A 26,750-nucleotide genomic window follows, 5' to 3' on the forward strand; every position below is an offset into this window, starting at 1 on the left:
CGTCACGACGATAATGTTCTGATTAAATTTGAAAAATCTTCTTTGATATCGTGGCTCTCTTCACGCAACTGCTCAATCTTGCGGCAGGCATGAAGCACGGTAGTATGGTCACGACCACCAAATGCGTCACCAATTTCTGGCAGACTGTGGTTGGTCAGCTCTTTAGCCAGCGCCATCGCCATTTGACGCGGACGCGCCACCGAACGGGAACGCCGTTTGGAGAGCAAATCCGCCACCTTAATCTTGTAGTACTCGGCCACCGTCTTCTGAATATTGTCGATAGTGACCAGTTTTTCCTGCAGCGCGAGCAAATCGCGCAGCGCTTCGCGAACGAAGTCGATAGTGATAGCCCGGCCCGTAAAGTTGGCGTTGGCAATCACGCGATTCAGTGCCCCTTCCAGCTCACGCACGTTAGAGCGTAGACGCTTGGCAATAAAGAACGCCACCTCACCCGGCAGACGAATGTCGTTCTCGTCGGCTTTTTTCATCAGAATGGCCACGCGGGTTTCCAGTTCCGGCGGCTCAATCGCCACCGTCAGGCCCCAACCAAAGCGGGATTTCAGACGATCTTCCACGCCGTTGATCTCTTTTGGATAGCGATCCGACGTCAGGATGATCTGCTGATTACCTTCCAGCAGGGCGTTAAAGGTGTGGAAAAACTCTTCCTGGGATCGTTCTTTATTGGCAAAGAACTGGATGTCATCGATAAGCAGCGCATCGACAGAGCGATAGTAGCGTTTGAACTCTTCAATGGCGTTGTTTTGCAGGGCTTTTACCATGTCCTGCACAAAACGCTCGGAGTGCATGTACACCACTTTGGCATTCGGTTTACGCGCGATGATGCCGTTACCGACCGCATGTAATAAGTGCGTTTTACCGAGGCCCGTACCGCCGTATAAAAACAGCGGGTTATACGCGCCGCCAGGGTTGTCCGCCACCTGACGCGCCGCCGCGCGTGCCAGCTGGTTCGACTTACCTTCAACGAAGTTATCGAACGTGTGTTTTACGTTGACGTTGGAGCGGTAAGAAGGCTCAGCCGGGGCCGGTACGTTATCCCAACCCTGACGCGGTGCGGGCACGGCACGTGGCGTATGCACCTGCGCAGCCTGTGCTGGGATCGCGACGTTTGCCGTCTCTTTGAGGGTATGGGTGACCGGTTTGGTGCCCACTTCAAAGCGCAGTTGTGGGGCGTCAGAACCGCAGAAATCATTCAGCAGCCCGTTGATATTGTTCAGGTATTTATCTCTTACCCAATCAAGCACAAAACGATTTGGCGCGTACAGGGCCAGCGTGTTATCGCTCAGTTCCGCCTGCAACGGGCGGATCCACATGCTGAATTCTGTGGCTGGTAACTCATCCTGCAATCGGGCAAGACACTGCTGCCAAAGCGAAAGTGACACGGCGGACTCCACTCGAAAAAAAGTCGATACACATCATCGTTCAGGCGACCCTGTCAGGGTGCTGTTGATGAACCGGCCTGACATAAACTGTCGGGGACTCACTCAGTAGCCGCAGATGCGGCCTGAATAGTGCTGTGTATAAGATTAAAAAGTTCGTGATTATTGGCACACGTCGAAAAGACCCAATGCACAAGGGTGACGTGCGAACCGCTCTTTGCGGTTTTCCACAAAACACCTCGGCTGCCCGTGGGCAGTAGCGCAACCAGAAACACCGGAAGCGTTCAGTGTGTTTTCCTGACCAGGATCCGTGGATCCGATCAGGACCGCGGATCATAGCCTAAACTGAGCCAGAGATCTTCTGTTTCTCACAGATTCTTCCCGATTTATCCACAGGAAGGATCGAGACCGGCTAAGTGTAAACGATCCGCAAGAGAAGGAGGGACGATTTACGCCGCATATTGGAAAAATTAATGAGTACCGACAAATTTTTGCTTAAATGATCTAATAAAGATCCTGGATGATCCTTGCGCTTTGATGGTCAGGCCGTATAATCCCCGACCCAGCGCATGCTACGTGCCTACAGGCGTCAGATGTTGCTCATTTTCCGTGCTAATCGCTACAAAAAACGTGGTAAATTGCGCGGTAAATAAGGAAAGAGAATTGACTCCGGAGTGTACAATTATTACAATCCGGCCTCTTTAATCACCCATGGCTTCGGTGTCCATCGTTCGATTTTCGGGCGGATATCCAATAAAGCCATTGAATTTATTCAAGTTTAGGTAGAAATCGCCATGAAACGCACTTTTCAACCGTCTGTACTGAAGCGCAACCGTTCTCACGGCTTCCGTGCTCGTATGGCTACTAAAAATGGTCGTCAGGTTCTGGCACGTCGTCGTGCTAAAGGCCGCGCTCGTCTGACCGTTTCCAAGTAATAAAGCTAACCCCTGAGTGGTTAAGCTCGCATTTCCCAGGGAGTTACGTTTGTTAACTCCCACTCATTTCACATTCGTCTTCCAGCAGCCACAACGGGCTGGCACGCCGCAAATCACCATCCTCGGCCGCCAAAATTCGCTGGGGCATCCCCGTATCGGTCTTACAGTCGCCAAGAAAAATGTTAAGCGTGCGCATGAACGCAATCGGATTAAACGTCTGACGCGTGAAAGCTTCCGTTTACGTCAACATGAACTCCCGTCTATGGATTTCGTGGTGGTGGCGAAGAAAGGGGTTGCAGACCTCGATAACCGTGCTCTTTCGGAAGCGTTGGAAAAATTATGGCGCCGCCATTGTCGCCTGGCTCACGGCTCCTGATAGCCCTCATTCGGGTCTATCAACGCCTGATTAGTCCGCTACTCGGGCCGCATTGCCGTTTCACTCCTACCTGTTCACAATACGGAATTGAGGCATTGCGCAGGTTTGGAGTGATAAAAGGCAGTTGGTTGACAGTGAAACGCGTATTAAAATGCCACCCTTTACACCCAGGTGGAGACGACCCCGTCCCCCCCGGACCTTTTAATACCAGAGAACACTAACGATGGATTCGCAACGCAATCTTCTCATCATCGCTTTGTTGTTCGTGTCTTTCATGATCTGGCAGGCTTGGGAGCAGGATAAAAATCCTCAACCTCAGCAGCAGACCACGCAGACTACGACCACCGCAGCGGGTAGCGCCGCCGACCAGGGCGTACCGGCCAGTGGCCAGGGGAAACTGATTACGGTGAAAACCGATGTGCTCGAGCTGACCATCAACACCCGTGGTGGTGATGTTGAGCAGGCACTCCTGTTGGCTTACCCGAAAGAACTCAAATCTTCTGAGCCGTTCCAGTTACTGGAAACGACGCCGCAGTTTATCTATCAGGCACAAAGCGGCCTGACCGGTCGTGATGGCCCGGATAACCCGGCAAATGGCGATCGTCCGCTGTATAACGTCACCAGCGATACTTTCGTGATGGCCAATGGTCAGAACGAACTGGTTATCCCGATGACCTATACCGATAAAGCGGGCAACACCTTCACCAAAACCTTCACCCTGAAAAAGGGCGAGTATGCGGTGAACGTGGGCTATAGCGTGCAGAACAGCAGCGAGAAACCGTTAGAGTTGTCCACCTTTGGTCAGCTTAAGCAGTCCATCAATCTGCCGACTCACCGCGATACGGGCAGCAGCAACTTTGCGCTGCACACCTTCCGAGGCGCTGCATACTCCACGCCTGACGCGAAGTATGAAAAATACAAATTCGATACCATTGCAGATAACGAAAACCTGAACGTCAGCTCTAAAGGCGGTTGGGTGGCGATGCTGCAACAGTACTTTGCAACGGCATGGGTTCCGCGTAACGATGGCTCCAACAACTTCTATACCGCTAACCTCGGTAATGGCGTTGCAGCAATCGGCTACAAATCTCAGCCTGTTCTGGTTCAACCGGGTCAAACCGGTACCCTGGGCAGCACCCTGTGGGTTGGCCCGGAAATTCAGGATAAAATGGCAGCCGTTGCGCCGCACCTGGATCTGACCGTTGATTACGGTTGGTTGTGGTTCATCTCTCAGCCGCTGTTCAAACTGCTGAAATGGATCCACAGCTTCCTGGGTAACTGGGGCTTCTCCATCATCGTTATCACCTTCATCGTTCGTGGCATCATGTACCCGCTGACTAAAGCGCAGTACACCTCCATGGCGAAGATGCGTATGCTGCAGCCGAAGATTCAGGCAATGCGTGAGCGTCTGGGCGATGACAAACAGCGTCAGAGCCAGGAAATGATGGCCCTGTACAAAGCAGAGAAAGTTAACCCACTGGGCGGTTGCTTCCCGCTGCTGATCCAGATGCCAATCTTCCTTGCGCTGTACTACATGCTGATGGGCTCCGTTGAACTGCGTCATGCGCCGTTCGCACTCTGGATCCACGACTTGTCTGCACAGGACCCGTACTACATCCTGCCGATTCTGATGGGCGTGACGATGTTCTTCATTCAGAAGATGTCGCCGACCACTGTAACCGACCCGATGCAGCAGAAGATCATGACCTTTATGCCGGTCATCTTCACCGTGTTCTTCCTGTGGTTCCCATCAGGTCTGGTGCTGTACTATATCGTCAGCAACCTGGTGACCATTATTCAGCAGCAGCTGATTTACCGTGGTCTGGAGAAACGTGGCCTGCATAGCCGCGAAAAGAAAAGCTCCTGATTCGGTGTAGGCCGGGTAAGCGTAGCGCCACCCGGCAATCGGAACAATAATGATAGGGCGGTCTCATGACCGCCTTTTTTTATTTGTATTGGACGAGACATATCATGAGCCATAACGACACGATCATCGCCCAGGCCACCCCTCCGGGACGCGGTGGGGTGGGTATTCTGCGCATCTCTGGCCTGAAAGCGCGTGAAGTAGCAGAAGCCGTACTGGGCAAACTGCCTAAACCTCGCTACGCCGACTATTTGCCGTTCAAAGATGTCGATGGTACCGCGCTGGATCAGGGCATCGCCCTGTGGTTCCCCGGACCAAACTCGTTTACCGGTGAAGACGTGCTGGAACTTCAGGGACACGGCGGCCCGGTGATTCTGGACCTGCTGCTCAAACGTATTCTGGCGATCCCGGGCGTGCGTATCGCAAAGCCGGGAGAATTCTCCGAGCGTGCATTCCTGAACGATAAGCTTGATTTAGCGCAGGCAGAAGCGATTGCTGACCTGATTGACGCCAGTTCAGAGCAAGCGGCGCGTTCAGCCCTGAACTCGTTACAGGGGGCGTTTTCTGCACGCGTAAACCACCTGGTGGAAGCACTCACTCACCTGCGCATCTACGTGGAAGCCGCCATCGACTTCCCGGACGAAGAAATTGATTTCCTCTCGGACGGTAAAATCGAAGCGCAGCTCAACAATGTGATGACCGATCTCGACGCCGTGCGTGCCGAAGCGCGTCAGGGCAGCCTGCTGCGTGAAGGGATGAAAGTGGTGATTGCCGGACGCCCTAATGCCGGGAAATCGAGCCTGCTGAATGCGCTGGCAGGGCGTGAGGCGGCTATTGTTACCGATATAGCAGGCACCACGCGCGACGTGCTGCGTGAACATATTCACATCGACGGCATGCCGCTACATATCATCGATACGGCGGGCCTGCGTGAAGCCAGCGATGAAGTGGAACGCATCGGTATTGAGCGCGCCTGGCAGGAGATTGAACAGGCCGACCGTGTGCTGTTTATGGTTGATGGCACCACCACTGACGCCGTTGACCCGGCGGCTATCTGGCCTGACTTTATCGCTCGCCTGCCGGCAAATCTGCCAATAACGGTGGTCCGTAACAAAGCGGATATCACTGGCGAGCCGCAGGGACTGAGCGAGGTGAATGGTCACTCACTGGTTCGCCTCTCCGCGCGTACCGGCGATGGCGTGGAAGTGCTGCGCAACCATCTCAAACAGAGTATGGGCTTTGAAACCAATATGGAAGGCGGCTTCCTGGCGCGTCGTCGCCACTTGCAGGCGCTGGAGCAGGCCGCAGAACATCTCCAGCAGGGCAAGGCGCAGCTATTAGGCGCATGGGCGGGTGAACTGCTGGCTGAAGAGCTGCGCCTCGCCCAGCAAGCTCTGAGTGAGATTACCGGGGAATTCACCTCCGATGATTTGCTGGGCCGGATTTTCTCGAGTTTTTGTATTGGTAAATAAGTTTTAGTCCATCCTCGTCCGTGAACGTTCACTAACCCGCATTAACTACCTGTTAATGCGGTTTTTTACTTTCCGTACTCGTCCATAGTCGTGCGGATTCATCCGCGATTTTTGTGTCCTGAATTGTGCCCATCGTTAAATCCCTCGCGTGCCATTGTTTGTTTTTTGAGCTAAAAATCACATCAAATGGACACAAAAAACGGTATAAAAAATGCTCAAATCTGCCTTCTCATGGACACAGTGAAAAAGAAGGCGTTAATAATCCAATATTAAACAATCTATTAGAAAGGATGCTCATGGACACACTGTAGAGGTGAGATATGGCACTTTCAGATACCAAACTACGCACACTTGCTCCCAGAAACCGCCCCTGGCAACTTGCCGATCATGACGGGTTGGTGATTGAAGTTCTTCCCACCGGACGAAAAATCTGGCGTTTCCGCTACCGCTTTGACAACAAATCGCAAAAGATCACGCTGGGCGAATACCCTGCTTTCTCACTTGCAGAAGCGCGGCTTTGGCGTGAAAAGTGCCGCTCAATGGTTGCCCATGGCATCCATCCCGCGCAGAAAAAGCAGGAAGAAAAGCTTAAACAGAAAGACCCAACGACAGTCAAAACATTCGCCAAACGCTGGCTGACCGATATCGTTGAAAAAAGTAACCGCGATCCGCGCAACATCACTCGCGTTATCGAGAAGGACATCATTCCCATCATCGGGAAGCTGGAACTCGAAGAACTCACAACTGCCCACATTCAGGTCGTGCTCGACCGCATCAAACAACGAGGTTCGGATCACGTCGCGCTACTAACGCGAAATGTGCTTAAACGCATGTTGGCCTATGCGATTTCCAGGGGAATCATATTCAACAACCCGGCAGCCGCTATCGAGGCTCGTTATATCGCACAAGCAACAAGCCGTGACGTGGCGCTAACAGCAGAAGAGATCGGCATCCTGTTACGGGGGATCTACACCTCTAATATGAACCGACGCCACAAACTGGCTCTGCACCTGCTGATCATCTGCATGGTGCGTAAATCGGAGATGATTGAAGCGACATGGAGCGAAGTTAACTTCAACGCGCTGGAATGGCGTATCCCCGGCGAAAGAATGAAGATGGATAACCCGCATATTGTTCCGCTGTCAAAGCAGGCGCTGGCGATGTTCGAAGAGTTAAAATTTCTGGCCGGAGATTCTCCATACGTCTTCCCCAGCCGAAACGACCACCGACGCCCGATCTCCAAAACAACGCCGAACTGTGCGGTGCGTACACTGGATCTGAACGTCAGGGATTTTGTTATTCATGGCTTCCGGCGTACTGCCAGCACATTGCTACATGAGCAAGGCTACAACTCCGACTGGGTAGATAAATGCCTGTCGCATAAGATTGGCGGCGTTCGCGGTGTCTACAACCGTGCGGAGTACCTGAATCAACGCTGTGAGATGCTTCAGTCCTGGGCGGACTTTGTTGATGCTCAGATTGAGGAGGGGCGGAAGGTGGTTATCGGGAAGTTTGGGAAGGCTTATGAGATAAATAGATAAATAGATAAATAGATAAATAGATAAATAGATAAATAGATAAATTGGAATACAAAAAAACTCATCATGAAAATTGCTCACATGAATATTTTTAAAACCAATCCCTTATACTTTGATAAGGGATTGGTTTCGGGATTTAAATTTCTATTGAATTAATTACACTTGTATCAATTGATATCAGTTGCTCAATTCTATTCTGTATCTCAATATTATTTGAGGGTGTCTCAATTGAAATTAACAAGGAAAACCTAGCAATACTAGATTGCCGCTTCTCTTTTTTTAACTCTTTCCACCACCCGCTAACAGGGAATATTGCAATATATTTTTTATCTGCGAGTTCTGCAGCAGTCCCAGACCAAACATCACTGTGAATTGAACCTTTACTCCGTAATTTTTGCCCTAAAAACCATTGGTTTGAATCACTATTTCCTGAATCAACATCATCTATCTCATCTCTATATTTTTTATTTATCCGATATACAAACTCTTGAGAATCCTCACCAGCACTATTGAAATCAAACCTCAATCCATATGAGCTATATTTATATTTATTCTGCCATCCTCTTTCCCCTGGGTTTGGCTCAATAAAATATGACAATGTTACCCTCAACTTTACATCCTCACTAGCCAACTGAAGTAATACATCTTCTGGCCATGGTAATGTATAGAGTGCCATTTTATTAAGTTTCCCATCTTCAGTATATGGCTGTAGCTGATCCTCAACAATCATATTAACAGATTTATTACCACTTGAAATAGCTTTTACCAAATTTGGGTAACCATAGCCTGCAGCTCTTAATAGATTTTCAACATCTTGTTTGTTTTTATAAGGCGAAAATCTATTATAAATCTCCTGTGGCCACTCTGCACTATGAACAATCAATGCACGAATTGTTTCAGGCCAATAGTTAGGGTACTTACTCCATATTTTAGATATAAACCCTGAAGCTAATGCTGTCGCTGCACTTGTCTCTGCAAATTTTGTAAAATAAATTCCAGAATTACTTTGATTGGACGTTGTTGTAAGACTAAGTTCCTCTAAGTCTGCAGGGAAATTATAGGTTGTATCAAAACCATAATTACCGCCTTCAAAAATTACATCCGGTTTTATTGGTGAATTTCTTAACCATCGTAGAGATGTTGTAGTTGTGGGCCCTAAATCTGTGAGTTTGGCAACAGGTACATATCCAGGAGTACGAATATTATTCTCACTAGCCCAATATCCAATAGTAAGTGCATTGTAAGAGTTGGCAGGATCTTCAATTGAGGATGTTATGTTTGAATTAGGGTAGTCAGATATATATTGCGGTTCCATATTACCAGCTGAAATAACGAATAATCGCCTAGATTCATCGTCAGGTGTACCAGAAGAAAGCTCATCTATTTTTGCTGACCAACTACTCGGTATTCCTCTTAGACTATATTCTGATGTTACAGCCATCGTATAAATTCTATTGCTAGACGGTTCAATTGACTCAATGCTATAAACCGCATCTGTAGTTATAGAACCATAAAGCTTAGGATCATTATACCCTACATCTGGTAGTATTTTAACTGATTCGATTTTTGCTGTTATTTCTACATTAGACGATTGTAATGTATTTTTTAGATCACCAAGAACAACTAATCCAGCAATACCCGTACCATGACCTTTTTGATCATCGGGGTTCCAATGTGGCTCTGCAGAAATAACACATTTAGAATTCGTGAACTGCTGTAAAAGGGGATGAGTATAAGTTACACCGGTATCTAAAATACATACGGGAATCTGGCTATCAGAAAGCGTATATGTAATATTTTGAGTCCATTTAAATTGCTGTGTCGGTTTTAAATCAAGGAAATCAACACTAACTGTATTTGCTGGTCTAATTTCTGCTATTTGTTGGAGCATTGTTTGCAGAAGTTGTAATTGATTTATAGAAGCACAAACAATCTTAACCAATCTATCTCTGAAAACAATCCGCCCATTCATTATAGTTATGTTTAACGTTGTTGCAATGTTTTGAATTTTCTCTTCTAAGACATCTGCATCTATGCTTGAAATATCTAGCCAAACCTCAGTATTTATAATTAAATCTTTATTTAAAGGTAACGACTTTTCAGAAAGCCATAAAGAACTTATATCTCCATAATCAATTTCAGATATTGATTCAATCAGGGATTTATTTTTTGGTGTATTATATTTCCCTTGGGTTTTATTTCCATAATCTTCTACTAGTTCTTGTAATTTCTCTATTCTATCCTGAGGCACAGAGACATTTGCAATATATCTATCATCTATTTTATTTACAGATAATAGCGTCATACCATGTGAATCCAAACTTTTGATCACAAGTCGTTCATCAATATCTTTATTTTCTTTAAATGTTAATACTATGTTTTTAGGTGGTTCAAATGATGGGATTTGGGGTATATTCAATAGAGAATTGTTTGCTTTTATTAGCGCATTACCTAACTCTTCTCGTATTTTTGCAAAATGTGCATTCCGATTAACTGGCTTTATCTTCTTGCGAGGGACTGGCAATACAGGAGAAAAATCATACAGTTTCTGTTTTAACGAAAGCTTTATATGTTCCTTCATAAGGCACCATGTGTAGGATAATTAATGGAATGATTTTCTTTCCACAAGCATATGCATTAATGATTCCTGAGATACAACCTTTTTATTGTGAATAATTGCATGTTTTATAGAATCATCACACGCTTTTGAAATCTCAGCATAGCTAAGACCTTCCGCTGATTTAACTACCTCATTAAGTGAGGTTAGTTTTAACTCATAGGAAATAAACTTACTCCTAATCAGCTCTTCTAAACTATGTTCTACAGGGAGTTGATATTCAATAACATCATCAAACCTTCTATAAAGAGCACTATCAAGAATCTCTTTATGATTCGTCGCGGTTATAATTAAACTATCTGTTCGATGCTCATCTAAAAGCTGTAAAAAAGTATTAAGAACGCGTCTTATCTCACCTACGTCATTGATCATACTCCTTTTAGATCCGATTGTGTCAAACTCATCAAAAAGGTAGACGCCTCTATGTTGTGAGATATAATCAAATATACTTCTTAGCTTAGCAGAGGTTTCCCCCATAAATTTTGTTATTAATGAATCCATTCTTACAGTGAAAAGAGGGAATGATAGCTCATGAGCAATAACAGAAGCAGTCATTGTCTTTCCTGTTCCCGGAGGTCCAAAAAGCATTACATGTCTCCTTGGAATTAAACCGTGCTGTCTAATTTTTATTGAATTTTTATTTTCATCTAAAAATCTAATTATTTTATTTCTAATTGACTCTGAAAGAATTATATCTCTAAGAGAAACGGTCGGATGACTAACAGTAAAAAGTTCCGTCGAGGTGTGTGTCATTACAGCTGTACTTGACGAAAATATTTTAGGATAATTATTTTCATCAATATCAGAAAGCTTTGCTTTCTCAACTAATGATCTTAATTCATCAGCAAAGTTAGTATGTCCAATTTTAGCTTCGTGCGCAGCAATCTGTAATACAGTAGTCAGAAATTTTCTATCATCTTTATTAATATGACTTTTTATTAGCAACTTAAGCTGATTTGCACTAGCCATTTTTTATCTCACAATTTCGACACACCCATTATAAAAAGTTTTCATATTATACACCATTTTCATAAGGATTTCATCAAAATTAATATAAATTCTTTAATCAAAAATCAAATCACAATATATCGTTTATATACAAAATATAATCAATACTTATCCCCCAATAACATTAATAGTTTCATATAGCATCACCCAAGACTCGCATACAAAGGAAAAAACCGTTATTGAATGTTTCTTTTCCATCAAAAAAAACATTGGTATTGCACAAAAATCCACGGAATGTATCACTGATACTTAACAATAAGGTTGTACCTCTCCCTCCGAATTTCCCCCTATGAAATATAGTCCTTAGCGATAACATATTTTCTTCAAGCTTGAGTCATACCGCTTGGTCACGAAACCATTACTTATTGATTTAGTTGATAAAAAATTTTCAAATCCCAATAACAGTTTCTCACGGCTTCCCCTCTCCCCCAGATCTACCCTATCCCCAACTCATAGCAGTACCCCTAAAAGCTTCCTGTTCTAAGACGAACTACGACCTGTAAGAAGCGCCTTTGGCGGTCAGCCCCCCGGTCAACCAGGGAACGAAGCGTGGTCTGAAACTGACCTCCTGTCTCGATACAGGTGACCACACCCTTTATCGCTACCCTGTTGCAAGCGTAGCGACAGACAGAACGCTGTAGAGAAGTCGGACGGCATTGCCGAAGGCTTTGCGTCCGTACTTCCTGCTGAATTTGCAAAACACGGCGTCACTTTTAAGAGCGTAAGCGAGTGAAAGTGACGCCAGCGCGCAGATCAGCTTCAACCCAGCTACTGCCTGCAAATTCACTGCAATAAACAGGCTGACACTCAAACAGATGTCAGAAATTCACTTACCAGGAGGAGAAACCAGCACTACCGAACCGATACCGGAGGACAGGTTATTTTACCTGTGGGGATATACCTGCCTAAGCAGGCGGCTGCATTCGTGCATCACCGTACCCCGTCATACCTCATCCGCGCATTCTCCGGCGCACCGGTATCGTTCAGCACAACACGCTGTGTCCAACCGCGCGTCGGAGAATTGAGTGGAGAGTAGCTATGTCGAAACTTACAAAACGCATGGAAAAACTCGCCCTGCTGGCTGGCGGCAGTTTTAAAACAGTCCATGATCGCCTCCGCATCGCCGGGCGTTTAAGCCAGCATCTGCACAAGCTGAATATCCAGATTCAGGATCTCCAGCATCTGAAATCGTCACATATCGAAAGCTACGTGATGGCACGAAGGGAAGCAGGAATTACGCCACGCACGCTACAAAACGAGATGGCCGCCCTGCGCACCATCCTTGTTCAGTCTGGACGTCAAAAATTTACCCAATCGGAGCGCATCAGCAATAAAGCGCTCGGGCTGGGCAACGCCAGCCGGGCAGGAACGCATCTGCCATTAACCTCAGAACGCTGGTTGTCGGCGCTGTCTGCTTTTCATGAAAAAGATGAAGGGCTGGCTCTGACGCTGGAGCTTGCCAGAGCAATGGGTTTGCGTTCACAGGAAGCGGTGCAGTGTTGCCAGTCTCTGAAGACCTGGGCCGCTGCGTTAGAGCGTGGAGAAAACCGATTGCAGGTGGTTTTTGGCACTAAAGGATCACGTTCCCGTCAGACGGTGGTGCTCGAACCTGAAAGGCTACGCAACATCCTGAAGCGGGCAATACCCCTTATGGCACAACGCGGGGGACGTTTGCTCAATAAACCCGATCTGCGCGCCGCAATGAATTACTGGCGTGGCAGCGCAGTTCGCGCAGGGCTGACTGGCCCCTATGCACCACACAGTCTGCGCTATTCATGGGCGCAGGAGGCGATGGCGCACTACCAGGGACTGGGGCTGAGTATAACGGAAGCCTGGGCGATGGTTGCGATGGATCTTGGTCATGGCGATGGTCGAGGGCGCTACATCCAGCAGGTGTATGGGAGGCAATCATGAGCTATTACGTTTCTGCCGTCTCCGATCGTGCACGCAATAACTGGCCGAAAATATTTGAACAACTTGGCATTTTCATTCCACCAAATCATCGGCATGGCCCGTGTCCCTGTTGTGGGGGTAAGGATCGCTTCAGGATGGATGATCTGGAGGGGCGCGGCACATGGTTCTGCAATCAGTGCGGCGCAGGTGACGGACTGGATCTGGTTTCCCGCTTCTTCGGTTGCGCACTGGTTGCGGCCGCCGGAATGGTGCAGGACATGGATCCTGTACCGCTGGTTCCGCCAGCCAGGGAAAAATCACAGGCTTTGAATATGGAATCGCGTATTAAGACACTGCTTCGTCATTGCGAATCCGGAGAAGCGCCGTATCTGACAACGCGAGGCTGGCGACGAGCCCAGTGGCTTCTGACTGAGCGTAGTAGCCGAACAATCTGCGGCGTGCATTTCGGGGCGGGTACGCTGGTATTGCCAATTCGAAATACAGGCGCGCAGCTGACAGGTGCGCAGTTCATTCATCCTGGAGGGAAAAAGTACCTGCTGCCCGGTAGCCATCTGAAGGATTGTTTTTGCCCGGTACATCAGGCGAGCCGCAACGGTAGACCGGAACCCTGGGTACCGGACAGCAAACCACCGGAAGGCATCATCATTACCGAAGGATATGCAACCGCGCTTGCAGTCTCATGCCTCCATCATTTTCCGGTCGTTGCTGCCCTGTCGGCGCACAACCTGAAAAATGTGGCCATCGCTTTCCGGGCGCAGTGGCCTGAATGCCACCTTATCCTGGCTGGCGATAATGATTGCAGTCAGGAAAAAAATACCGGGTTGCTGAATGCAACCGCCGCTGCCGAAGTAGTGAAGGGCTGTGTGGTTCTCCCTGCAGACACCACATTGAGCGACTGGGATGAATTTTACCGTCACTACGGTGAATCCATTTCCCGGATTGTGTTCAACCAGCAACTTCCTGCAAATCTCAGGTCGTAAGCCATGACAGCATCAGACCGTACTCTCACCACCACCCTTCCGCTGCGCCGGGGCTCGGAAGGGTTTAACACCAGTCAGGATTATCTGGTTAAAGGACTCATCCCCGCCGGGGCGCTGTGCAGTATTTACGGCCCCGGCGGCTCTTTTAAATCCTTTCTGGCGGTATCGCTGGCGTGCCATATTGCCAGCGGTACGTCATGGGGCGGAAGGCGAGTCAATCAAGGGGCTGTGCTGTTTATCGCCGGAGAGGGAGGAACCGGTGTATCGCGGCGGATCCGCGCCTGGGAACTCAGCGTTAATGACGAGATGGCGCTCGATAACCTGTTTCGCGTCGACTGCCCGATCTTTCCAGCCGCTCCGGGAAGCATCGAGCAGGTGATCCTGGCGGCAAAGGACATTCAGAACATGACCGGAATGCCGGTACGGCTGATTATCCTCGATACGCTGGCCCGCTGTTTTGGTAACTCAGATGAAAACACCGCGCGGGATATGGGCGCATTTATCCAGGGTTGCGACACCATTCGGTATCATACGCGCGCGGCGATGATGATAGTTCATCACTCGGGTAAGGATCAGGAACGGGGCGCACGCGGTTCAAGTGCTTTTCAGGCCGCGCTGGATGCCGAGTTTAACGTCAGGCGCGAGGGACGTTGCAACGCTATCACCCTGAGTTGTACAAAGATGAAAGATGCGGAGATGCCGGAGGTCACCGCCTCGATCTTGAGGAAGTCGTTATCTATACCGATAGCGATGGCGAACCAGTGACCTCGCTGGTGCTGAACGACGATCCCCGACAACCAGACGATGACTTACTGAGTAGTGGCATACCACCCGGCGTTCCTCATATCACACGCAACCATACGGCGTTATGGCACTGTATTAACCAACGCATCAGCCAGAATAAGCCTTGTACCCGCGCGCTCTTGCGCGACGATCTACGGGCTAAGGGAATTAACGTCGAGAAGAAATTTTCGCGCTGGCTGGAGAAGCTGCTGCGCGAGCAACTGATTGTGCTCGATGGAGAACAGATCCGGCTCCCGGATACGGGGGAATGATGGTAGAACTCGGAATATGTGGGGGGATACACTGCCAAGTACTCGACTCCCCCCACATTATTCACCTTTAACAGCGAAAGATGGGGGATGCCCTTTCAACCCGCGCCATTGCTGTGCTCATGGAATTCACCTCAGAGAATATGGGGGAGCCAGGAAAAAGTAGGTGGGGGAATCAACCACAACTAATTCACCAAATGAATGAATATTTCAGTTATCACACTTATTAATTTTTTGAAGATAAGTTTTTAGGTCTTTAGATATCAGAAGTATACACTAATAGCTTTTGAGAGCTAAAAATGGAAAACACTGAAATAACTTTTGAATATCGTGATGAATTCAATCGAAAACCAATTGCCGAAAATCTAATAAAACTATTAGATTCAGACATTGATATATCGCCTATGATTATCGACGGGATGTGGGGGACGGGTAAAACAGAGTTTTGTCATAAAATCATAAACTCAATGCAGCACAATAACAAAAAAGTGGTTTATATTAATGCGTTTGCTGAAGATCATGCTGACGCGCCATTATTAACAATACTATCAGCAATAGCATCATTAATTCCAGATGAAAATAACAGGAGGAAGGATTTTATTAAGCAATCCATCCCGGATATAAAATTTGCAGTTAAAACAACAATGAAAGCTGGAATTTCATGGGTACTAAAACAAGAAGCAGATAAACTTGCAGAGGATTTTCAAGGTGCAATTAGTGAAATTAGCAATACAGCGATCGATAATACTGTAGAAAAGATTTTAACCGATCACATTGAATCACAAAAGAACATATAGACGCTAAAAGACGCACTAATATCAATTAGTAGTGATGAAAACTTAAATATTTTTATTGATGAACTAGATCGCTGCAAACCAAGTTTCGCTGTATCTATCCTTGAATGTATAAAACATATATTTGATGTACCTAATGTTAACTTCATACTCGTTACAAACACTCAACAACTTGTAGCTTCAATAAATCACATTTATGGCAAAAGTGTAGATGCAAGAAAATATTTAGATAAATTCATTAAATTTACCTATCAGTTACCAGAAAGAGCAAAGACAGAACAAGATTCAAACATACTGGCATCACATATATATTGGAAAATATTAACATCTGAGAACAACCATCTCACAGAAATAATTAGAAATTTCATAAGAGACATGAATTATTTAGTCGAATGCAATCGTTTATCATTGCGTGACACTGAAAAATTCATTAGATACATTAAGATAATACAACGTATCGATAATAATCAAATTGGAAATATTCTTTATGGTAAAGCGCTAGCTAAATTGATTGCTGTTTACATATTTTGCTTTAATACAAACTTAGCCATTAATATCGCTAATGGCAGTTACGATATTGGTTCCACACTTGGACTATTTAATTTAAATAAATTTAATCTTCAACGTAATTTAGATGAAACCCCTAATATAATTATAGCACTCTTTAATATACTTAAAGATACTCGTGAAATAAAAATATTACATCCAGAGGTAAATGATGAAATTAAAGGAAATTGGCTTGGAAGAATGGCAAGTATATCAGGAAGTCCTGTAAGTAACGTTTATCAAATATTTTGTGAAACAATAAATAAATTACAACTTAAATGATGAAGGTCCCACAACACCCTTCAAGGATGTTGTGGGCCGTGTTTATACTGGAAATTTTTCATCTCTAAGACGTCTGACCTCATCCTCTTCAAAAGCATCCCTTAACAGTTGTAGCTGATCGGCGAGGATGAGAAGCAACGCATAATTCGGGCCGATATCGTCAGGATGCTCGAGCATCACATGCACCAGGACTCGCGAGCGATCGACTAGTTCTCTGGCTGAGGGTTGTTCTACGGTGATTTTCATAGATACCTCCGGCGGAGGCTGGTGCAATGGGAAACTCAGGGACAGGACACATACGCAGCGCTCCGCTTCGTGATAAGCAGGTTAACGCCACCACCGGAGACGCCAGGCTCACTGGTGGTGACCCAGACAGGGTTGGCGTACCGGTTATCACGACCCGGCGCTTCTTTCGAAGCCCCTGCCTGAGCCACCATTGAAGGGGCGAGCGCAGGCCGCGCCAGTAGCACTGCAAACATCGCTACCGACACTCGTGATAATTCGGAACGCCAATTCCGGTTGCGGTTTTACCGCAACACTTGCACTATAAAGAAATATCAATAGAAAAACTATAGATATTAACTGTTGATTCTCTATATAATCGTCTCAGAAAAATCACTGATAATAAATTATACGCATACGATTCCGGAGACCATAATGGAAGAATTAAAAGAAAATGACATCACTGATGCTGAATTAGATAGTTTTGCATTTAAATTCTTCAAACTATTTGCTCAATATGAATATTTTTTGAAAAAAGAAAATTTTTTCCAAACCATTAGAAATAAAATTATCGTTGATTGGGATAGTTATGCAAATAAAGTTGTAGGGAAAAATTTCATGGATTTACTAGGCGAAAGTAGTGCATCTGCTGATTATATTTTAAAAAATCCACCTAAAGCACAAGTGGTTGTAAATGGAGTTATAGTATGGAAAGATGTCAATAATAATGAAATTAATGTCCAAGCCTTATTTGGCCATATAGGGCGTGTTAGAAACAATCTATTTCATGGGGGAAAATTTAATGGAACTTGGTTTGACCCTGCAAGGAGTGCATTATTACTTAGGCATAGTTTAATTGTTCTTGAATGCCTAAGGGATAAAGGACTGATACGAATAGAAAAATAATATAAAATCAGCTATAAAAAGCATCTCAACAGCCATACACCATGCCTGTTGAGATATAGAATCAAATATTTTTTGACCATTTAGACAAAGCTATCTCAAAAGGCCTTTTCACCGTAACTCGCTGGAGAAAGTACTTCTTCTCATCTTTTGCAAGTCCTGAAACAGCATATATCATTGCTCTTTGCTGCCATGGGTCCATCGAGGGATAATGCTCTTTCAATTCCCTCACCCAATCATATGCTCTATTGGTCTTAGCTGCCAATATTATCTCTCTCCTAATGAACGGGTCAGATTTCTGATAAAGCTCACGTAATTTTGAGAAGTGGTTTATATAACTATTCTTACTAAAAACACTAAGAATTAGCAATCTGAAATATTCATTTGATTGCACCTCTGGTAGTTTATACAGCTTCAGAAGTTTCGTACCAATCTTCTTCCATTCTTTTGGCGCTATTGTTTGTATTGAACCTAAGTAAAAACATATATTAGCAAAACATGGTTCTAGTTTCTCTAAATTTTCTAAAGACACATTTATCGCTCCAGGATGCCCAATCTGGGCAATCCGGCGATAAAACCAGCGTAACCTTATATAATCAACAGGCGTAGAATTAATATATTCATTAACTATTTCCTCTATAGCAATATTTGATATTAAAGACCAATCATCTGTAGAAATTTCTGCATATGAAATAGTCTTATATGGATTACCACCAGAGTATTTCTTGATTATACTCAGTAAACTTGCTTCATGATTATTTATAGGGCGATCTTCAATCATCTCTCTACAGATAGAGAAAAATTCAACAGGTTTTAATATTTTTGTCTTGTGCCGCTGTAATGTTAATCTTTGCTGCCGATCTAAAATAGTTGCCAAATTTGATAAGGCGAATTTTGCTTTCTTCTCTGACTTACAGAAAATCAATATATCATCTGCATATCGAATGAATTTATAACCTGCACTATTTAGGCTATTATCAACTGGTATTAATGTGGCCTCAGCTATAAGATGAATTGGATGTGGGCCTACAGGAACACCTCGTGAAACTCCAGCTGTGGTCGATTCCAATAGCGATATTAACCACTTAATGGCTTGATTTGGCCACCCAGCAGAGATTAACTGGTTTTCAACGGTGTGATGATAGATTTGATTGTAGAAATCAGCTATATCGCAATATAAAATATGCGTTGAACTTCTTGCTAGAACTTCAGCCTTTGTCCAAAAATCATTCCATCCTTTTTTATTGCTATACAACCCATCATTAATATTAGGGCTAAACCTATAACTAAACACTACGTCATCTGACAATCTTAACTTTTCAATCTCATTTCCATATTCATAAACTAATGCAGAAAGGATTATTGAATCTTGTGGATCTAATTGAGTTGCCTGTCTATATGACACTTCATCTTTTGGCACAATGAATCGCCTACAACTTCCAGGCAAAAAATCATTAAGGTTATGGTTAGCAATCATTGACGTAAAGTCGTCTTTGTTATTCACAATAGACTCTATTTCTATGCTTTTAGGGAAAAGATCACCATCAGAGTGATGGTTGACAAAATCAATAGCCCATTCAAGAGATATTTTATTTACTGTCATTTGTTTTTCACTATTATCGATTAGCCTCCAGAGATAACTTAATGATACTCATGCTTAATTTGAGATCCAGACATGTCGTTTTTTTTTGATTATTCTGTGAGTAACCTCTCTAAAGTTTAAAAGTATCAACGACATTTCCCCCAGCATCACTAATTTCATATTCACATGAAGTGCTTAAAAACTACCCGAAGTAGTTTCCAACGTGGTGTCGTCTCTTGCTGTTTTATACGCACCGCATAAAACAAAGCAGTATCCTGCTTTTGTGTCCTTGAATGTGCCCATAGCCAAGTTTTCAAGGCAATGTATCGCTGATAGATTAACGAGTTAGCACGACTTTCCAGCTTCTGTATCGTCTTTTTGTCAGACTTTCGCGCCCATCGCCGGATGGCGGCTGCGCCTTATCCGGCCTACGGGGCCGTGCCGTGTTTTCGGCCACAACCCCTGTAGGCCCGGCAAGCGTAGCGCCACCGGGCGTTTAGCACCACTGCCCGCCATGTGAGTTTTCCCCACAGGAAATCACACTTGTCCAAATGGCAACTCGCCAGCTAATCTCCCTCCCCGTATCCTGAGCGCCACGCTTATTGTGAGGACGCTATGGCCCGTTATCTCCTGTGTAGTTTCGCCCTTGTTTTGCTTTATCCCGCGGGTATCGATATGTATCTGGTGGGTTTACCGCGTATTGCCACCGATCTCAACGCCAGCGAGGCGCAGCTGCATATTGCCTTCTCGGTTTATCTGGCTGGAATGGCAACCGCGATGCTGTTTGCCGGACGCGTCGCCGATCGCTCAGGGCGTCGGCCTGTCGCGCTGTTTGGCGCGGTGGTGTTTGTGCTGGCCTCCGCGCTGTGTGCGCTGGCGCAGGAGAGCTCACTGTTTCTGCTGGGGCGTTTCGTGCAGGGGTTCGGTGCCGGGAACTGCTACGTCGTCGCCTTTGCGATTCTGCGCGATACCCTGGATGACCAGCGACGGGCAAAGGTACTGTCGCTACTGAACGGTATCACCTGTATTGTGCCCGTACTGGCGCCCGTGATGGGACATCTGATTATGCTCAGTTATCCCTGGCAGAGCCTGTTCTGGACCATGTTAACCATGGGCGTAGTGGTGTTCCTGCTCTCACTGCTGGTGCTGAAAGAGACGCGGCCCGATAAACTACAAAATGCCACCACCCATTCTGCGCCAGCCGCCGAATCCCTGCTCGACCGATTTTTCCTCAGCCGCCTGGTCATCACCACGCTCAGCGTCTCGGTGATCCTCACCTTTGTGAATACGTCACCGGTACTGTTGATGGAGATGATGGGCTTTGCGCGCGGCGAGTATGCCACCACCATGGCATTAACGGCGGGCGTTAGCATGGCAGTCTCGTTCTCAACGCCGTTTGCGCTGAGCATCTTCAAGCCGCGCACGCTGATGATGGCCTCGCAGTGCCTGTTTCTGGCGGCGGGCGTGGTGCTCATCCTTGCGCCAACCCATGCTGTTACGCTGTTTGGCATTACGCTGATTTGCGCAGGGTTCTCGGTCGGCTTTGGCGTGGCGATGAGCCAGGCTCTCGGCCCGTTCGCCCTGCGCGCGGGCGTCGCCAGTTCGGTGCTGGGAATTGCTCAGGTCTGTGGGTCGTCACTGTGGATTTGGCTAGCGGCGGTGCTCGGCCTCAATGCGCTGAATATGCTGATCGGGATTCTGATTGCCTGTAGCATACTGAGTCTATTGCTGATTATCGCCGTCACGCCCAACAGGACCGCGCATCGCCATGAAGAAATCCATCACCAGCCTCGATCTTAACCTGCTGTTATGCCTGCAACTGCTGGCGCAGGAGCGTAGCGTGACCAAAGCGGCGAAGCGAATGAGTGTGACGCCGTCGGCGGTCAGTAAGTCTTTGGCCAAGCTGCGCGCCTGGTTTGACGACCCGCTGTTTATCAACACGCCTTTAGGGCTGACGCCGACGCCGCTGATGGTGAGCATTGAGCAGGACCTGGCGGACTGGATGCAGATGGGTAAGCAAATCCTTGATAAGCCACATAACGAGACGCCGGAAGGGCTGAAATTTGAGCTGGCAGCGGAGTCGCCGCTGATGATGCTGAAATTTAATGCGCTGTCACAGCAGATTTATCAGCGTTACCCGCAGGCATCGATAAAAGTGCGTAACTGGGATTATGACTCGCTGGATGCCATCACGCGTGGCGAGGTCGATATCAGATTTACCGGTCGCGAAACCCACCCGCGCTCACGAGAGCTGCTTAGCGCCCTGCCCCTGTCTATCGACTTCGAGGTGCTGTTTACCGATCTTCCCTGGGTCTGGTTGCGCGAGGATCATCCGGCGCTGCGCGAAGAGTGGAATCTGGAGACCTTCCTGCGTTATCCACACATTAGCATCTGCTGGGAACAGAGCGACACCTGGGCGCTGGATAACGTGTTACAGGAACTGGGACGCGAACGCACTATTGCCCTGAGCCTGCCGGGGTTTGAACAATCGCTGTTTATGGCCGCCCAACCGGATCATTCGCTGATCGCTACCGCGCCGCTCTACTGTCAGCACTACAATCAGCAGCATCATCTACCATTGGTTGCCCGCCCGTTACCCTTTGATGAGAGTCAACGAGAAAAGTTGATGGTGCCTTTTACGCTTCTGTGGCACAAGCGTAATAGCCATAACCCCAAAATCGTTTGGCTTAAGGAGACCATCAAATCGTTATACCGGAATATTAAATGATCCTGCTTATTTATGTCATTTTTGCGAGATCTTTAACTGTTACGGCTAAGGAATTGTAAAAGTCCTGTCCTGACCCTTTCAATGTCTGCGCTTCCGCATTAAAACGTATACGTTTCACCGATAATATAAGGGTGGAATTTATTAACGGACCATTAATCACGGAGCGAAAAATGGCGATACATTTTGCAAGAGGGATACTGAACGACGGGCATATGCTCTCGGTCAGGCTATCAACAGCCTGTCATAATGCGGCCCGCGAGTTACCATCACACCGACGAACACGATTTCTGGCGTCACGCGCCCTGCTCGCCGAACTGGTGTTCATGCTCTACGGCATCAGCGAATTGCCAGAAATCATCAATCAACCTGATGGCCGGCCGGTTTTTCGTGACCCCAACCTTCCCGATTTTTCGCTGGCCTACGCCGGAAACATTGTCGGCGTCGCCTTGACTACCGAAGGACAATGCGGGCTCGATATTGAATTACAGCGCTCTGCCTATTCACTTTCCCGTGCCCAGAATCCGGAAAGTGACGGCTTCACCAGCAACGAGAAGCTATGGATTAAAAATCAAAATGACGCAAATGAAGCGCAAGTTCAGTTGCTGACTCTGCGCCACAGTATTCTGAAACTCACCGGTGAAATCCATGAAGATAAGCCTGAACTGCTCCAGTTATTACCGGGCTCGGGGCGTTTGCGATCGGCTCGTCTGGCGCAGCTGGAAGCGCTGAGCGATGCGGAGGATGTGCTGGTCTGGTCGCTCGCCGCGACGCCCGCCATCGAGAAGCTCAAAATCTGGCAATATGACGGTAAGTACGGCTGGCAGAGCCTGCCCGACGCACAGACACGCGCGAATGCCGAAGATGCCCGTCTGATGCGATTCACCAGCCTGTCGGCTGATAAGGCTCTTATACTCAATTAGCCTGGCCGTCGTTGGCCAGTGGATAAACAGGAGTAATCATGTCCGAAGCGTTGAAAGTTGTTACGTTACTGGGAAGCCTGCGCAAAGGTTCATTTAACGGTATGGTTGCGCGCACCCTGCCGAAAATTGCGCCGGCGGGAATGGACGTTTCTCCGCTGCCGTCGATTGGCGATATCCCGCTGTATGACGCCGACGTTCAGCAGGAAGATGGTTTTCCGCAAAGCGTATTAGCGCTGGCGGAGCAGATTCGTCAGGCAGATGGCGTGGTGATTGTGACGCCGGAATATAACTACTCGGTGCCGGGTGGCCTGAAAAACGCCATCGACTGGCTGTCACGCCTGCCGGAACAGCCACTGGCCGGTAAGCCGGTGCTGATTCAGACCAGCTCTATGGGCGCGATTGGCGGCGCACGCTGCCAGTATCACCTGCGTCAGATTCTGGTCTTCCTGGATGCGATGGTGATGAACAAGCCGGAGTTTATGGGTGGCGTGATTCAGAACAAGGTTGACCCGCAGTTGGGTGAAGTGATTGAGCAGGGCACGCTGGATCATTTGACCGGTCAGTTGACCGCGTTTGGCGAGTATATTTCGCGGGTTAAGGCGTAAAAAATTTCCCCTCACCCCGGCCCTCTCCCACAGGGAGAGGGTTACGGTGAAGGCATTAATGCCCGTCGATAAATACGATCTTCAGCACAAACAGCAGCGCGACGATAATCACGCATGGGCTGAGGTCGCGGAAACGACCGGTACCGATTTTCATCACGCAGTAAGAGATGAAACCCAGCGCAATACCTTCAGTAATTGAGAAGCTGAACGGCATCATCACGGCGGTAATGAACGCCGGAACGGATTCGGTCAGGTCTTCCCATTTCACGCGCGCGAGGCTTGAGGTCATCAGCACGCCAACGTAAATCAACGCACCCGCAGCCGCATAGCCTGGAACCATTCCGGCCAGCGGAGAAAGGAAGATTACCAGCAGGAATAACAGACCCACAACGACCGCTGTCAGGCCGGTACGGCCACCGACGGAAACACCGGAAGAGGATTCGATGTACGCGGTAACGGAAGAGGTACCTATAAAGGAGCCGGCGACGGACGAAACGCTATCCACATACAGCGCTTGTTTCATGCGCGGGAATTTACCTTTTTCGTCAGTCAGGCCAGCTTTATCAGTTACGCCAATCAGCGTACCGGAGGAGTCGAACAGGTTCACCAGCATGAAGGAGAAAATCACGCCCGCCAGGCCCAGGTTAAACGACCCCGCCAGGTCAACATGACCGACAACCGTCATGACGCTTGGCGGCGCAGAAACGATACCGTTGTAATGCACGTCGCCCAGCATCCAGCCCAGCAGCGTGGTAACCACGATGGAGACCAGTACGGCAGCATGAATGTTACGCGAGGCCAGAATGGCGATGATGAAGAAGCCCAGCACACCCAGCAGGACGCTGTGAGACGTCAGGTTGCCAATCGCCACCAACGTTTCGGAGTTCGCCACGATGACACCCGCGTTTTTCAGGCCCATCATACCGATGAACAGGCCGATACCGCTGGTGATGCCCACGCGCAGACTAACCGGGATATTGGCAATCATCCAGTAACGCACGCGGAAGATAGTCAGCAACAGCAGGCCGATTGCGCCCCAGAAGATTGCGCCCATGCCAACCTGCCACGGCAGGCCCATTGCCTGAACCACGACAAAGGCAAAGAAAGCGTTCAGACCCATCGCGGGGGCCAGTGCCACCGGCAGGTTCGCGAAAACGCCCATCAGGATGCTGCCCAGCGCAGCAATCAGGCAGGTGGTGACAAACACCGCGCTGGTGTCCATGCCCGCCACGCCAAGAATTTGTGGGTTTACAAAAACGATGTAGACCATCGTCAGGAAAGTGGTGAAACCGGCAATCACTTCAGTACGTGCCGTTGTGCCGTGTTCGCGCAGTTTGAACACGCGTTCCAGCATACCCTGACCGGAGGTCTGGGTAGTTTGTTGTTGGCTCATCATCTATTTCCGCAGAAAGGAAGGAAAATTCGTCGCTATCCTATACCAAAATGCGACAATAGGCGCGGTTGCGAGATACTTTTTTTCATCTGTTTTGCTTATACGGCAACGATTGCGTCTCTCAATTCAGCAGTACGAAAACGTTAAACTTGTTATTAAGGGAATGATATGTCCGGGATTGAAGCAGTATTTTTCGACTGTGACGGCACGCTGGTCGACAGCGAAGTGATTTGTTCTCGCGCGTATGTCCAAATGTTCAAAGAGTTTGGCATTACGCTTGATCTGGAAGAGATCTTTAAACGCTTCAAAGGCGTGAAACTCTACGAGATCATCGACATCATTAACGCAGAGCACGGGGTGAATCTCGCCCGCGCAGATCTGGAACCGGTTTATCGCGCTGAGGTCGCACGCCTGTTCGACTCGGAACTTGAGATTATCGCCGGGGCAGATACGCTGCTGAATGCCTTGAAAGTGCCGATGTGCGTGGTCTCTAACGGCCCGGTCAGCAAAATGCAGCACTCATTGGGCAAGCTTCAGATGTTGCACCATTTCCCGGAAAAACTGTTCAGCGGCTACGACATCCAGCGCTGGAAGCCGGACCCGGCGCTGATGTTCCACGCGGCAAAGGCGATGAACGTCAACGTTGAGAACTGCATCCTGGTGGATGACTCTTCTGCGGGCGCGCAGTCGGGAATAGATGCGGGAATGGAGGTGTTCTACTTCTGCGCCGACCCGCATAACAAGCCGATTAACCATCCGAAAGTGACGACGTTTACCGATTTGGCACAGCTACCGGCACTCTGGAAGGCCCGCGGGTGGGATATAGCGTAACACGTCATACTCCCTTCGCTGCTCTACATAATTTGGTGAAAATTGTTTAAGCGAAGGGAGTTTGCCAGGGCCAATGTCTGAAAACAGACTCTTAAAGTTAAGCGGGATGCTTTATCTTCTAATCTCTCTATAGCAGACAGGATGTTTCTATGCCCCTACCTATCAGACCGTTACCTATCTTCAAATATCATCCAAAACCGCTGGAAACTGGCGCACTTAAGCAGGACAAAACCGTAGAGTGCGATTGCTGTAAACAAGAGACGTCAGTTTATTACTCTGGTCCATTTTATTGTGCTGCCGAAATGGAATACCTTTGCCCCTGGTGCATTGCCAATGGTGCTGCGGCAGAAAAGTTTGCAGGTTGTTTTCAGGATGATGCCAGCATCGACGGTGTTGAATCACAGTATGATGAAGAAGGCGAGTTTACAGGCGTCACAATTCCTTATCCTGATGAAATGCTGAAAGAGTTGGTTGAACGCACCCCAGGTTATCATGGATGGCAGCAAGAATACTGGCTAGCCCATTGTGGCGATTTCTGTGCATTTATCGGCTACGTTGGCTGGGATGAGATAAAAGATCGTCTCGATGAATTTGCCAATATTGAAGAAGATTGCGAGAATTTTGGGGTGAATTTCGCAGATCTGGCCAAATGCCTGCACAATGACGGTGATTGCCAGGGTTATCTGTTCCGTTGTCTACACTGCGGTAAATTGAGGCTATGGGCCGATTTATCCTGAGTGAAAGCGTTTTTGCCCGATAGAGGTGTATTATCGGGCAAAGTGTCAAATGCA

24 protein-coding genes and 2 pseudogenes are annotated in these 26,750 nt (G+C 47.6%); 18 read left to right on the top strand and 8 right to left on the bottom strand.

What is annotated here, in order from left to right:
- Window positions 1–2: 2 nt before the first annotated feature.
- A complete protein-coding gene (dnaA, locus tag F0Q32_RS15545; RefSeq protein WP_041686133.1) occupies window positions 3–1,400 on the bottom strand; it encodes a chromosomal replication initiator protein DnaA in 1,398 nt (465 codons plus the stop codon).
- A gap of 791 nt (window positions 1,401–2,191) precedes the next feature.
- Here dnaA and rpmH point away from each other — a divergent pair.
- From rpmH to F0Q32_RS15575, 6 genes are all read left to right on the top strand, one after another.
- Window positions 2,192–2,332 (top strand): 50S ribosomal protein L34, encoded by a 141-nt coding sequence (gene rpmH / locus F0Q32_RS15550; RefSeq protein ID WP_000831330.1) that lies wholly within the window; start codon window positions 2,192–2,194, stop codon window positions 2,330–2,332.
- A gap of 16 nt (window positions 2,333–2,348) precedes the next feature.
- Window positions 2,349–2,708, top strand: coding sequence for a ribonuclease P protein component (gene rnpA, locus F0Q32_RS15555; RefSeq protein WP_014072458.1), 360 nt, complete (start codon window positions 2,349–2,351; stop codon window positions 2,706–2,708).
- Window positions 2,672–2,929: a membrane protein insertion efficiency factor YidD gene (yidD, locus tag F0Q32_RS15560; RefSeq protein ID WP_015966614.1), complete on the top strand. Its 258-nt coding sequence runs from the start codon at window positions 2,672–2,674 to the stop codon at window positions 2,927–2,929. The genes rnpA and yidD overlap by 37 nt, the downstream gene beginning before the upstream one ends.
- Window positions 2,930–2,931: 2 nt before the next feature.
- Entirely contained in the window at window positions 2,932–4,575 is a 1,644-nt protein-coding gene (gene yidC / locus F0Q32_RS15565; RefSeq protein ID WP_149463788.1) for a membrane protein insertase YidC, read from the top strand.
- 104 nt (window positions 4,576–4,679) lie between these two features.
- Window positions 4,680–6,044 carry a tRNA uridine-5-carboxymethylaminomethyl(34) synthesis GTPase MnmE gene (gene mnmE / locus F0Q32_RS15570; RefSeq protein WP_149463789.1) on the top strand — a complete coding sequence of 455 codons (1,365 nt, stop codon included), beginning with the start codon at window positions 4,680–4,682 and terminating at the stop codon, window positions 6,042–6,044.
- A gap of 320 nt (window positions 6,045–6,364) precedes the next feature.
- Window positions 6,365–7,585 carry an integrase arm-type DNA-binding domain-containing protein gene (locus F0Q32_RS15575; RefSeq protein WP_149463790.1) on the top strand — a complete coding sequence of 407 codons (1,221 nt, stop codon included), beginning with the start codon at window positions 6,365–6,367 and terminating at the stop codon, window positions 7,583–7,585.
- 133 nt (window positions 7,586–7,718) lie between these two features.
- On the opposite strand, the gene F0Q32_RS15580 is transcribed toward F0Q32_RS15575, so the two are convergent.
- Window positions 7,719–10,163, bottom strand: a complete 2,445-nt coding sequence (locus F0Q32_RS15580; RefSeq protein WP_149463791.1) for a S8 family peptidase — start codon at window positions 10,161–10,163, stop codon at window positions 7,719–7,721.
- Between the two features lie 21 nt (window positions 10,164–10,184).
- The gene (locus tag F0Q32_RS15585; RefSeq protein WP_149463792.1) at window positions 10,185–11,168 is read right to left on the bottom strand and encodes an AAA family ATPase; all 984 of its coding nucleotides are present in this window, start codon (window positions 11,166–11,168) and stop codon (window positions 10,185–10,187) included.
- A 1,077-nt stretch (window positions 11,169–12,245) separates the two neighbouring features.
- Between F0Q32_RS15585 and F0Q32_RS15590 the strand changes: the two genes are divergently transcribed.
- The 5 genes and pseudogenes from F0Q32_RS15590 (at window position 12,246) to F0Q32_RS26565 (ending at window position 16,775) form a co-directional block, all read left to right on the top strand.
- Window positions 12,246–13,121: an integrase domain-containing protein gene (locus F0Q32_RS15590; protein ID WP_149463793.1), complete on the top strand. Its 876-nt coding sequence runs from the start codon at window positions 12,246–12,248 to the stop codon at window positions 13,119–13,121.
- A 134-nt stretch (window positions 13,122–13,255) separates the two neighbouring features.
- On the top strand, window positions 13,256–14,101 hold the full coding sequence (locus F0Q32_RS15595; protein ID WP_255475368.1) for a toprim domain-containing protein: 846 nt from the start codon (window positions 13,256–13,258) through the stop codon (window positions 14,099–14,101).
- A 3-nt stretch (window positions 14,102–14,104) separates the two neighbouring features.
- Window positions 14,105–14,866 carry a helicase RepA family protein gene (locus F0Q32_RS15600; RefSeq protein ID WP_255475369.1) on the top strand — a complete coding sequence of 254 codons (762 nt, stop codon included), beginning with the start codon at window positions 14,105–14,107 and terminating at the stop codon, window positions 14,864–14,866.
- The gene (locus tag F0Q32_RS26560; RefSeq protein WP_255475370.1) at window positions 14,863–15,156 is read left to right on the top strand and encodes a hypothetical protein; all 294 of its coding nucleotides are present in this window, start codon (window positions 14,863–14,865) and stop codon (window positions 15,154–15,156) included. The genes F0Q32_RS15600 and F0Q32_RS26560 overlap by 4 nt, the downstream gene beginning before the upstream one ends.
- Window positions 15,157–15,452: 296 nt before the next feature.
- A pseudogene (locus F0Q32_RS26565) lies at window positions 15,453–16,775 on the top strand (P-loop NTPase fold protein).
- Between the two features lie 42 nt (window positions 16,776–16,817).
- Here the strand turns inward: F0Q32_RS26565 and F0Q32_RS15615 are convergent.
- Complete coding sequence (locus tag F0Q32_RS15615) at window positions 16,818–17,021, bottom strand: hypothetical protein (RefSeq protein ID WP_149463796.1); 204 nt, start codon at window positions 17,019–17,021, stop codon at window positions 16,818–16,820.
- 83 nt (window positions 17,022–17,104) lie between these two features.
- Window positions 17,105–17,224: pseudogene (locus F0Q32_RS26820) on the bottom strand (ash family protein); the annotation flags it as partial.
- A 208-nt stretch (window positions 17,225–17,432) separates the two neighbouring features.
- Between F0Q32_RS26820 and F0Q32_RS26570 the strand changes: the two are divergent.
- Window positions 17,433–17,903 (top strand): hypothetical protein, encoded by a 471-nt coding sequence (locus F0Q32_RS26570; RefSeq protein ID WP_255475371.1) that lies wholly within the window; start codon window positions 17,433–17,435, stop codon window positions 17,901–17,903.
- Window positions 17,904–17,964: 61 nt separating this feature from the next.
- Here F0Q32_RS26570 and F0Q32_RS15630 read toward each other — a convergent pair whose 3' ends face one another.
- Window positions 17,965–19,503, bottom strand: a complete 1,539-nt coding sequence (locus tag F0Q32_RS15630; protein WP_079843153.1) for an RNA-directed DNA polymerase — start codon at window positions 19,501–19,503, stop codon at window positions 17,965–17,967.
- Between the two features lie 360 nt (window positions 19,504–19,863).
- Window positions 19,864–19,998, bottom strand: a complete 135-nt coding sequence (locus F0Q32_RS26575) for a hypothetical protein (RefSeq protein ID WP_255475372.1) — start codon at window positions 19,996–19,998, stop codon at window positions 19,864–19,866.
- A 99-nt stretch (window positions 19,999–20,097) separates the two neighbouring features.
- On the opposite strand from F0Q32_RS26575, the gene F0Q32_RS15635 reads away from it, so the two are divergent.
- The 4 genes from F0Q32_RS15635 to F0Q32_RS15650 all read left to right on the top strand — a co-directional run bounded on the left by F0Q32_RS15635 (window position 20,098) and on the right by F0Q32_RS15650 (window position 23,735).
- Window positions 20,098–21,282 (top strand): MFS transporter, encoded by a 1,185-nt coding sequence (locus F0Q32_RS15635; RefSeq protein ID WP_149463797.1) that lies wholly within the window; start codon window positions 20,098–20,100, stop codon window positions 21,280–21,282.
- Window positions 21,251–22,210 (top strand): HTH-type transcriptional regulator YidZ, encoded by a 960-nt coding sequence (gene yidZ / locus F0Q32_RS15640; RefSeq protein WP_149463798.1) that lies wholly within the window; start codon window positions 21,251–21,253, stop codon window positions 22,208–22,210. Before F0Q32_RS15635 ends, yidZ begins: the two co-directional genes overlap by 32 nt.
- 170 nt (window positions 22,211–22,380) lie before the next feature.
- Entirely contained in the window at window positions 22,381–23,130 is a 750-nt protein-coding gene (locus F0Q32_RS15645) for a 4'-phosphopantetheinyl transferase superfamily protein (protein ID WP_149463799.1), read from the top strand.
- Between the two features lie 38 nt (window positions 23,131–23,168).
- Window positions 23,169–23,735 (top strand): NADPH-dependent FMN reductase, encoded by a 567-nt coding sequence (locus tag F0Q32_RS15650; RefSeq protein WP_149463800.1) that lies wholly within the window; start codon window positions 23,169–23,171, stop codon window positions 23,733–23,735.
- Between the two features lie 55 nt (window positions 23,736–23,790).
- Here F0Q32_RS15650 and adeP read toward each other — a convergent pair whose 3' ends face one another.
- Window positions 23,791–25,128, bottom strand: coding sequence for an adenine permease AdeP (gene adeP, locus F0Q32_RS15655; RefSeq protein ID WP_149463801.1), 1,338 nt, complete (start codon window positions 25,126–25,128; stop codon window positions 23,791–23,793).
- Between the two features lie 168 nt (window positions 25,129–25,296).
- On the opposite strand from adeP, the gene yieH reads away from it, so the two are divergent.
- Both yieH and cbrC read left to right on the top strand, forming a co-directional pair.
- Window positions 25,297–25,959: a 6-phosphogluconate phosphatase gene (gene yieH / locus F0Q32_RS15660; protein WP_149463802.1), complete on the top strand. Its 663-nt coding sequence runs from the start codon at window positions 25,297–25,299 to the stop codon at window positions 25,957–25,959.
- Between the two features lie 149 nt (window positions 25,960–26,108).
- Window positions 26,109–26,696 carry a PF03691 family colicin E2 tolerance protein CbrC gene (gene cbrC, locus F0Q32_RS15665; RefSeq protein ID WP_149463803.1) on the top strand — a complete coding sequence of 196 codons (588 nt, stop codon included), beginning with the start codon at window positions 26,109–26,111 and terminating at the stop codon, window positions 26,694–26,696.
- Window positions 26,697–26,750: the final 54 nt, after the last annotated feature.

Origin of the sequence: Pseudocitrobacter sp. 73 (assembly GCF_008369545.1) — a bacterium.
GTDB classification, from domain to species: Bacteria; Pseudomonadota; Gammaproteobacteria; order Enterobacterales; family Enterobacteriaceae; genus Pseudocitrobacter; species Pseudocitrobacter vendiensis.

Excerpts from the sequence above, each read along its gene's own strand:
- F0Q32_RS15585 (WP_149463792.1), bottom strand. The coding sequence starts at position 11,168 with ATGGCTAGTGCAAATCAGCTTAAGTTGCTAATAAAAAGTCATATTAAT.
- F0Q32_RS15615 (WP_149463796.1), bottom strand. The coding sequence starts at position 17,021 with ATGAAAATCACCGTAGAACAACCCTCAGCCAGAGAACTAGTCGATCGC.
- F0Q32_RS15590 (WP_149463793.1), top strand. The coding sequence starts at position 12,246 with ATGTCGAAACTTACAAAACGCATGGAAAAACTCGCCCTGCTGGCTGGC.
- yidC (WP_149463788.1), top strand. The coding sequence starts at position 2,932 with ATGGATTCGCAACGCAATCTTCTCATCATCGCTTTGTTGTTCGTGTCT.
- F0Q32_RS15645 (WP_149463799.1), top strand. The coding sequence starts at position 22,381 with ATGGCGATACATTTTGCAAGAGGGATACTGAACGACGGGCATATGCTC.
- mnmE (WP_149463789.1), top strand. The coding sequence starts at position 4,680 with ATGAGCCATAACGACACGATCATCGCCCAGGCCACCCCTCCGGGACGC.
- F0Q32_RS15600 (WP_255475369.1), top strand. The coding sequence starts at position 14,105 with ATGACAGCATCAGACCGTACTCTCACCACCACCCTTCCGCTGCGCCGG.
- F0Q32_RS15650 (WP_149463800.1), top strand. The coding sequence starts at position 23,169 with ATGTCCGAAGCGTTGAAAGTTGTTACGTTACTGGGAAGCCTGCGCAAA.
- yidZ (WP_149463798.1), top strand. The coding sequence starts at position 21,251 with ATGAAGAAATCCATCACCAGCCTCGATCTTAACCTGCTGTTATGCCTG.
- F0Q32_RS15580 (WP_149463791.1), bottom strand. The coding sequence starts at position 10,163 with ATGAAGGAACATATAAAGCTTTCGTTAAAACAGAAACTGTATGATTTT.
- yieH (WP_149463802.1), top strand. The coding sequence starts at position 25,297 with ATGTCCGGGATTGAAGCAGTATTTTTCGACTGTGACGGCACGCTGGTC.
- F0Q32_RS15635 (WP_149463797.1), top strand. The coding sequence starts at position 20,098 with ATGGCCCGTTATCTCCTGTGTAGTTTCGCCCTTGTTTTGCTTTATCCC.
- F0Q32_RS15630 (WP_079843153.1), bottom strand. The coding sequence starts at position 19,503 with ATGACAGTAAATAAAATATCTCTTGAATGGGCTATTGATTTTGTCAAC.
- F0Q32_RS26575 (WP_255475372.1), bottom strand. The coding sequence starts at position 19,998 with ATGGCGGGCAGTGGTGCTAAACGCCCGGTGGCGCTACGCTTGCCGGGC.
- adeP (WP_149463801.1), bottom strand. The coding sequence starts at position 25,128 with ATGAGCCAACAACAAACTACCCAGACCTCCGGTCAGGGTATGCTGGAA.
- cbrC (WP_149463803.1), top strand. The coding sequence starts at position 26,109 with ATGCCCCTACCTATCAGACCGTTACCTATCTTCAAATATCATCCAAAA.
- rpmH (WP_000831330.1), top strand. The coding sequence starts at position 2,192 with ATGAAACGCACTTTTCAACCGTCTGTACTGAAGCGCAACCGTTCTCAC.
- yidD (WP_015966614.1), top strand. The coding sequence starts at position 2,672 with ATGGCGCCGCCATTGTCGCCTGGCTCACGGCTCCTGATAGCCCTCATT.
- F0Q32_RS15595 (WP_255475368.1), top strand. The coding sequence starts at position 13,256 with ATGGATGATCTGGAGGGGCGCGGCACATGGTTCTGCAATCAGTGCGGC.
- F0Q32_RS15575 (WP_149463790.1), top strand. The coding sequence starts at position 6,365 with ATGGCACTTTCAGATACCAAACTACGCACACTTGCTCCCAGAAACCGC.
- F0Q32_RS26570 (WP_255475371.1), top strand. The coding sequence starts at position 17,433 with ATGGAAGAATTAAAAGAAAATGACATCACTGATGCTGAATTAGATAGT.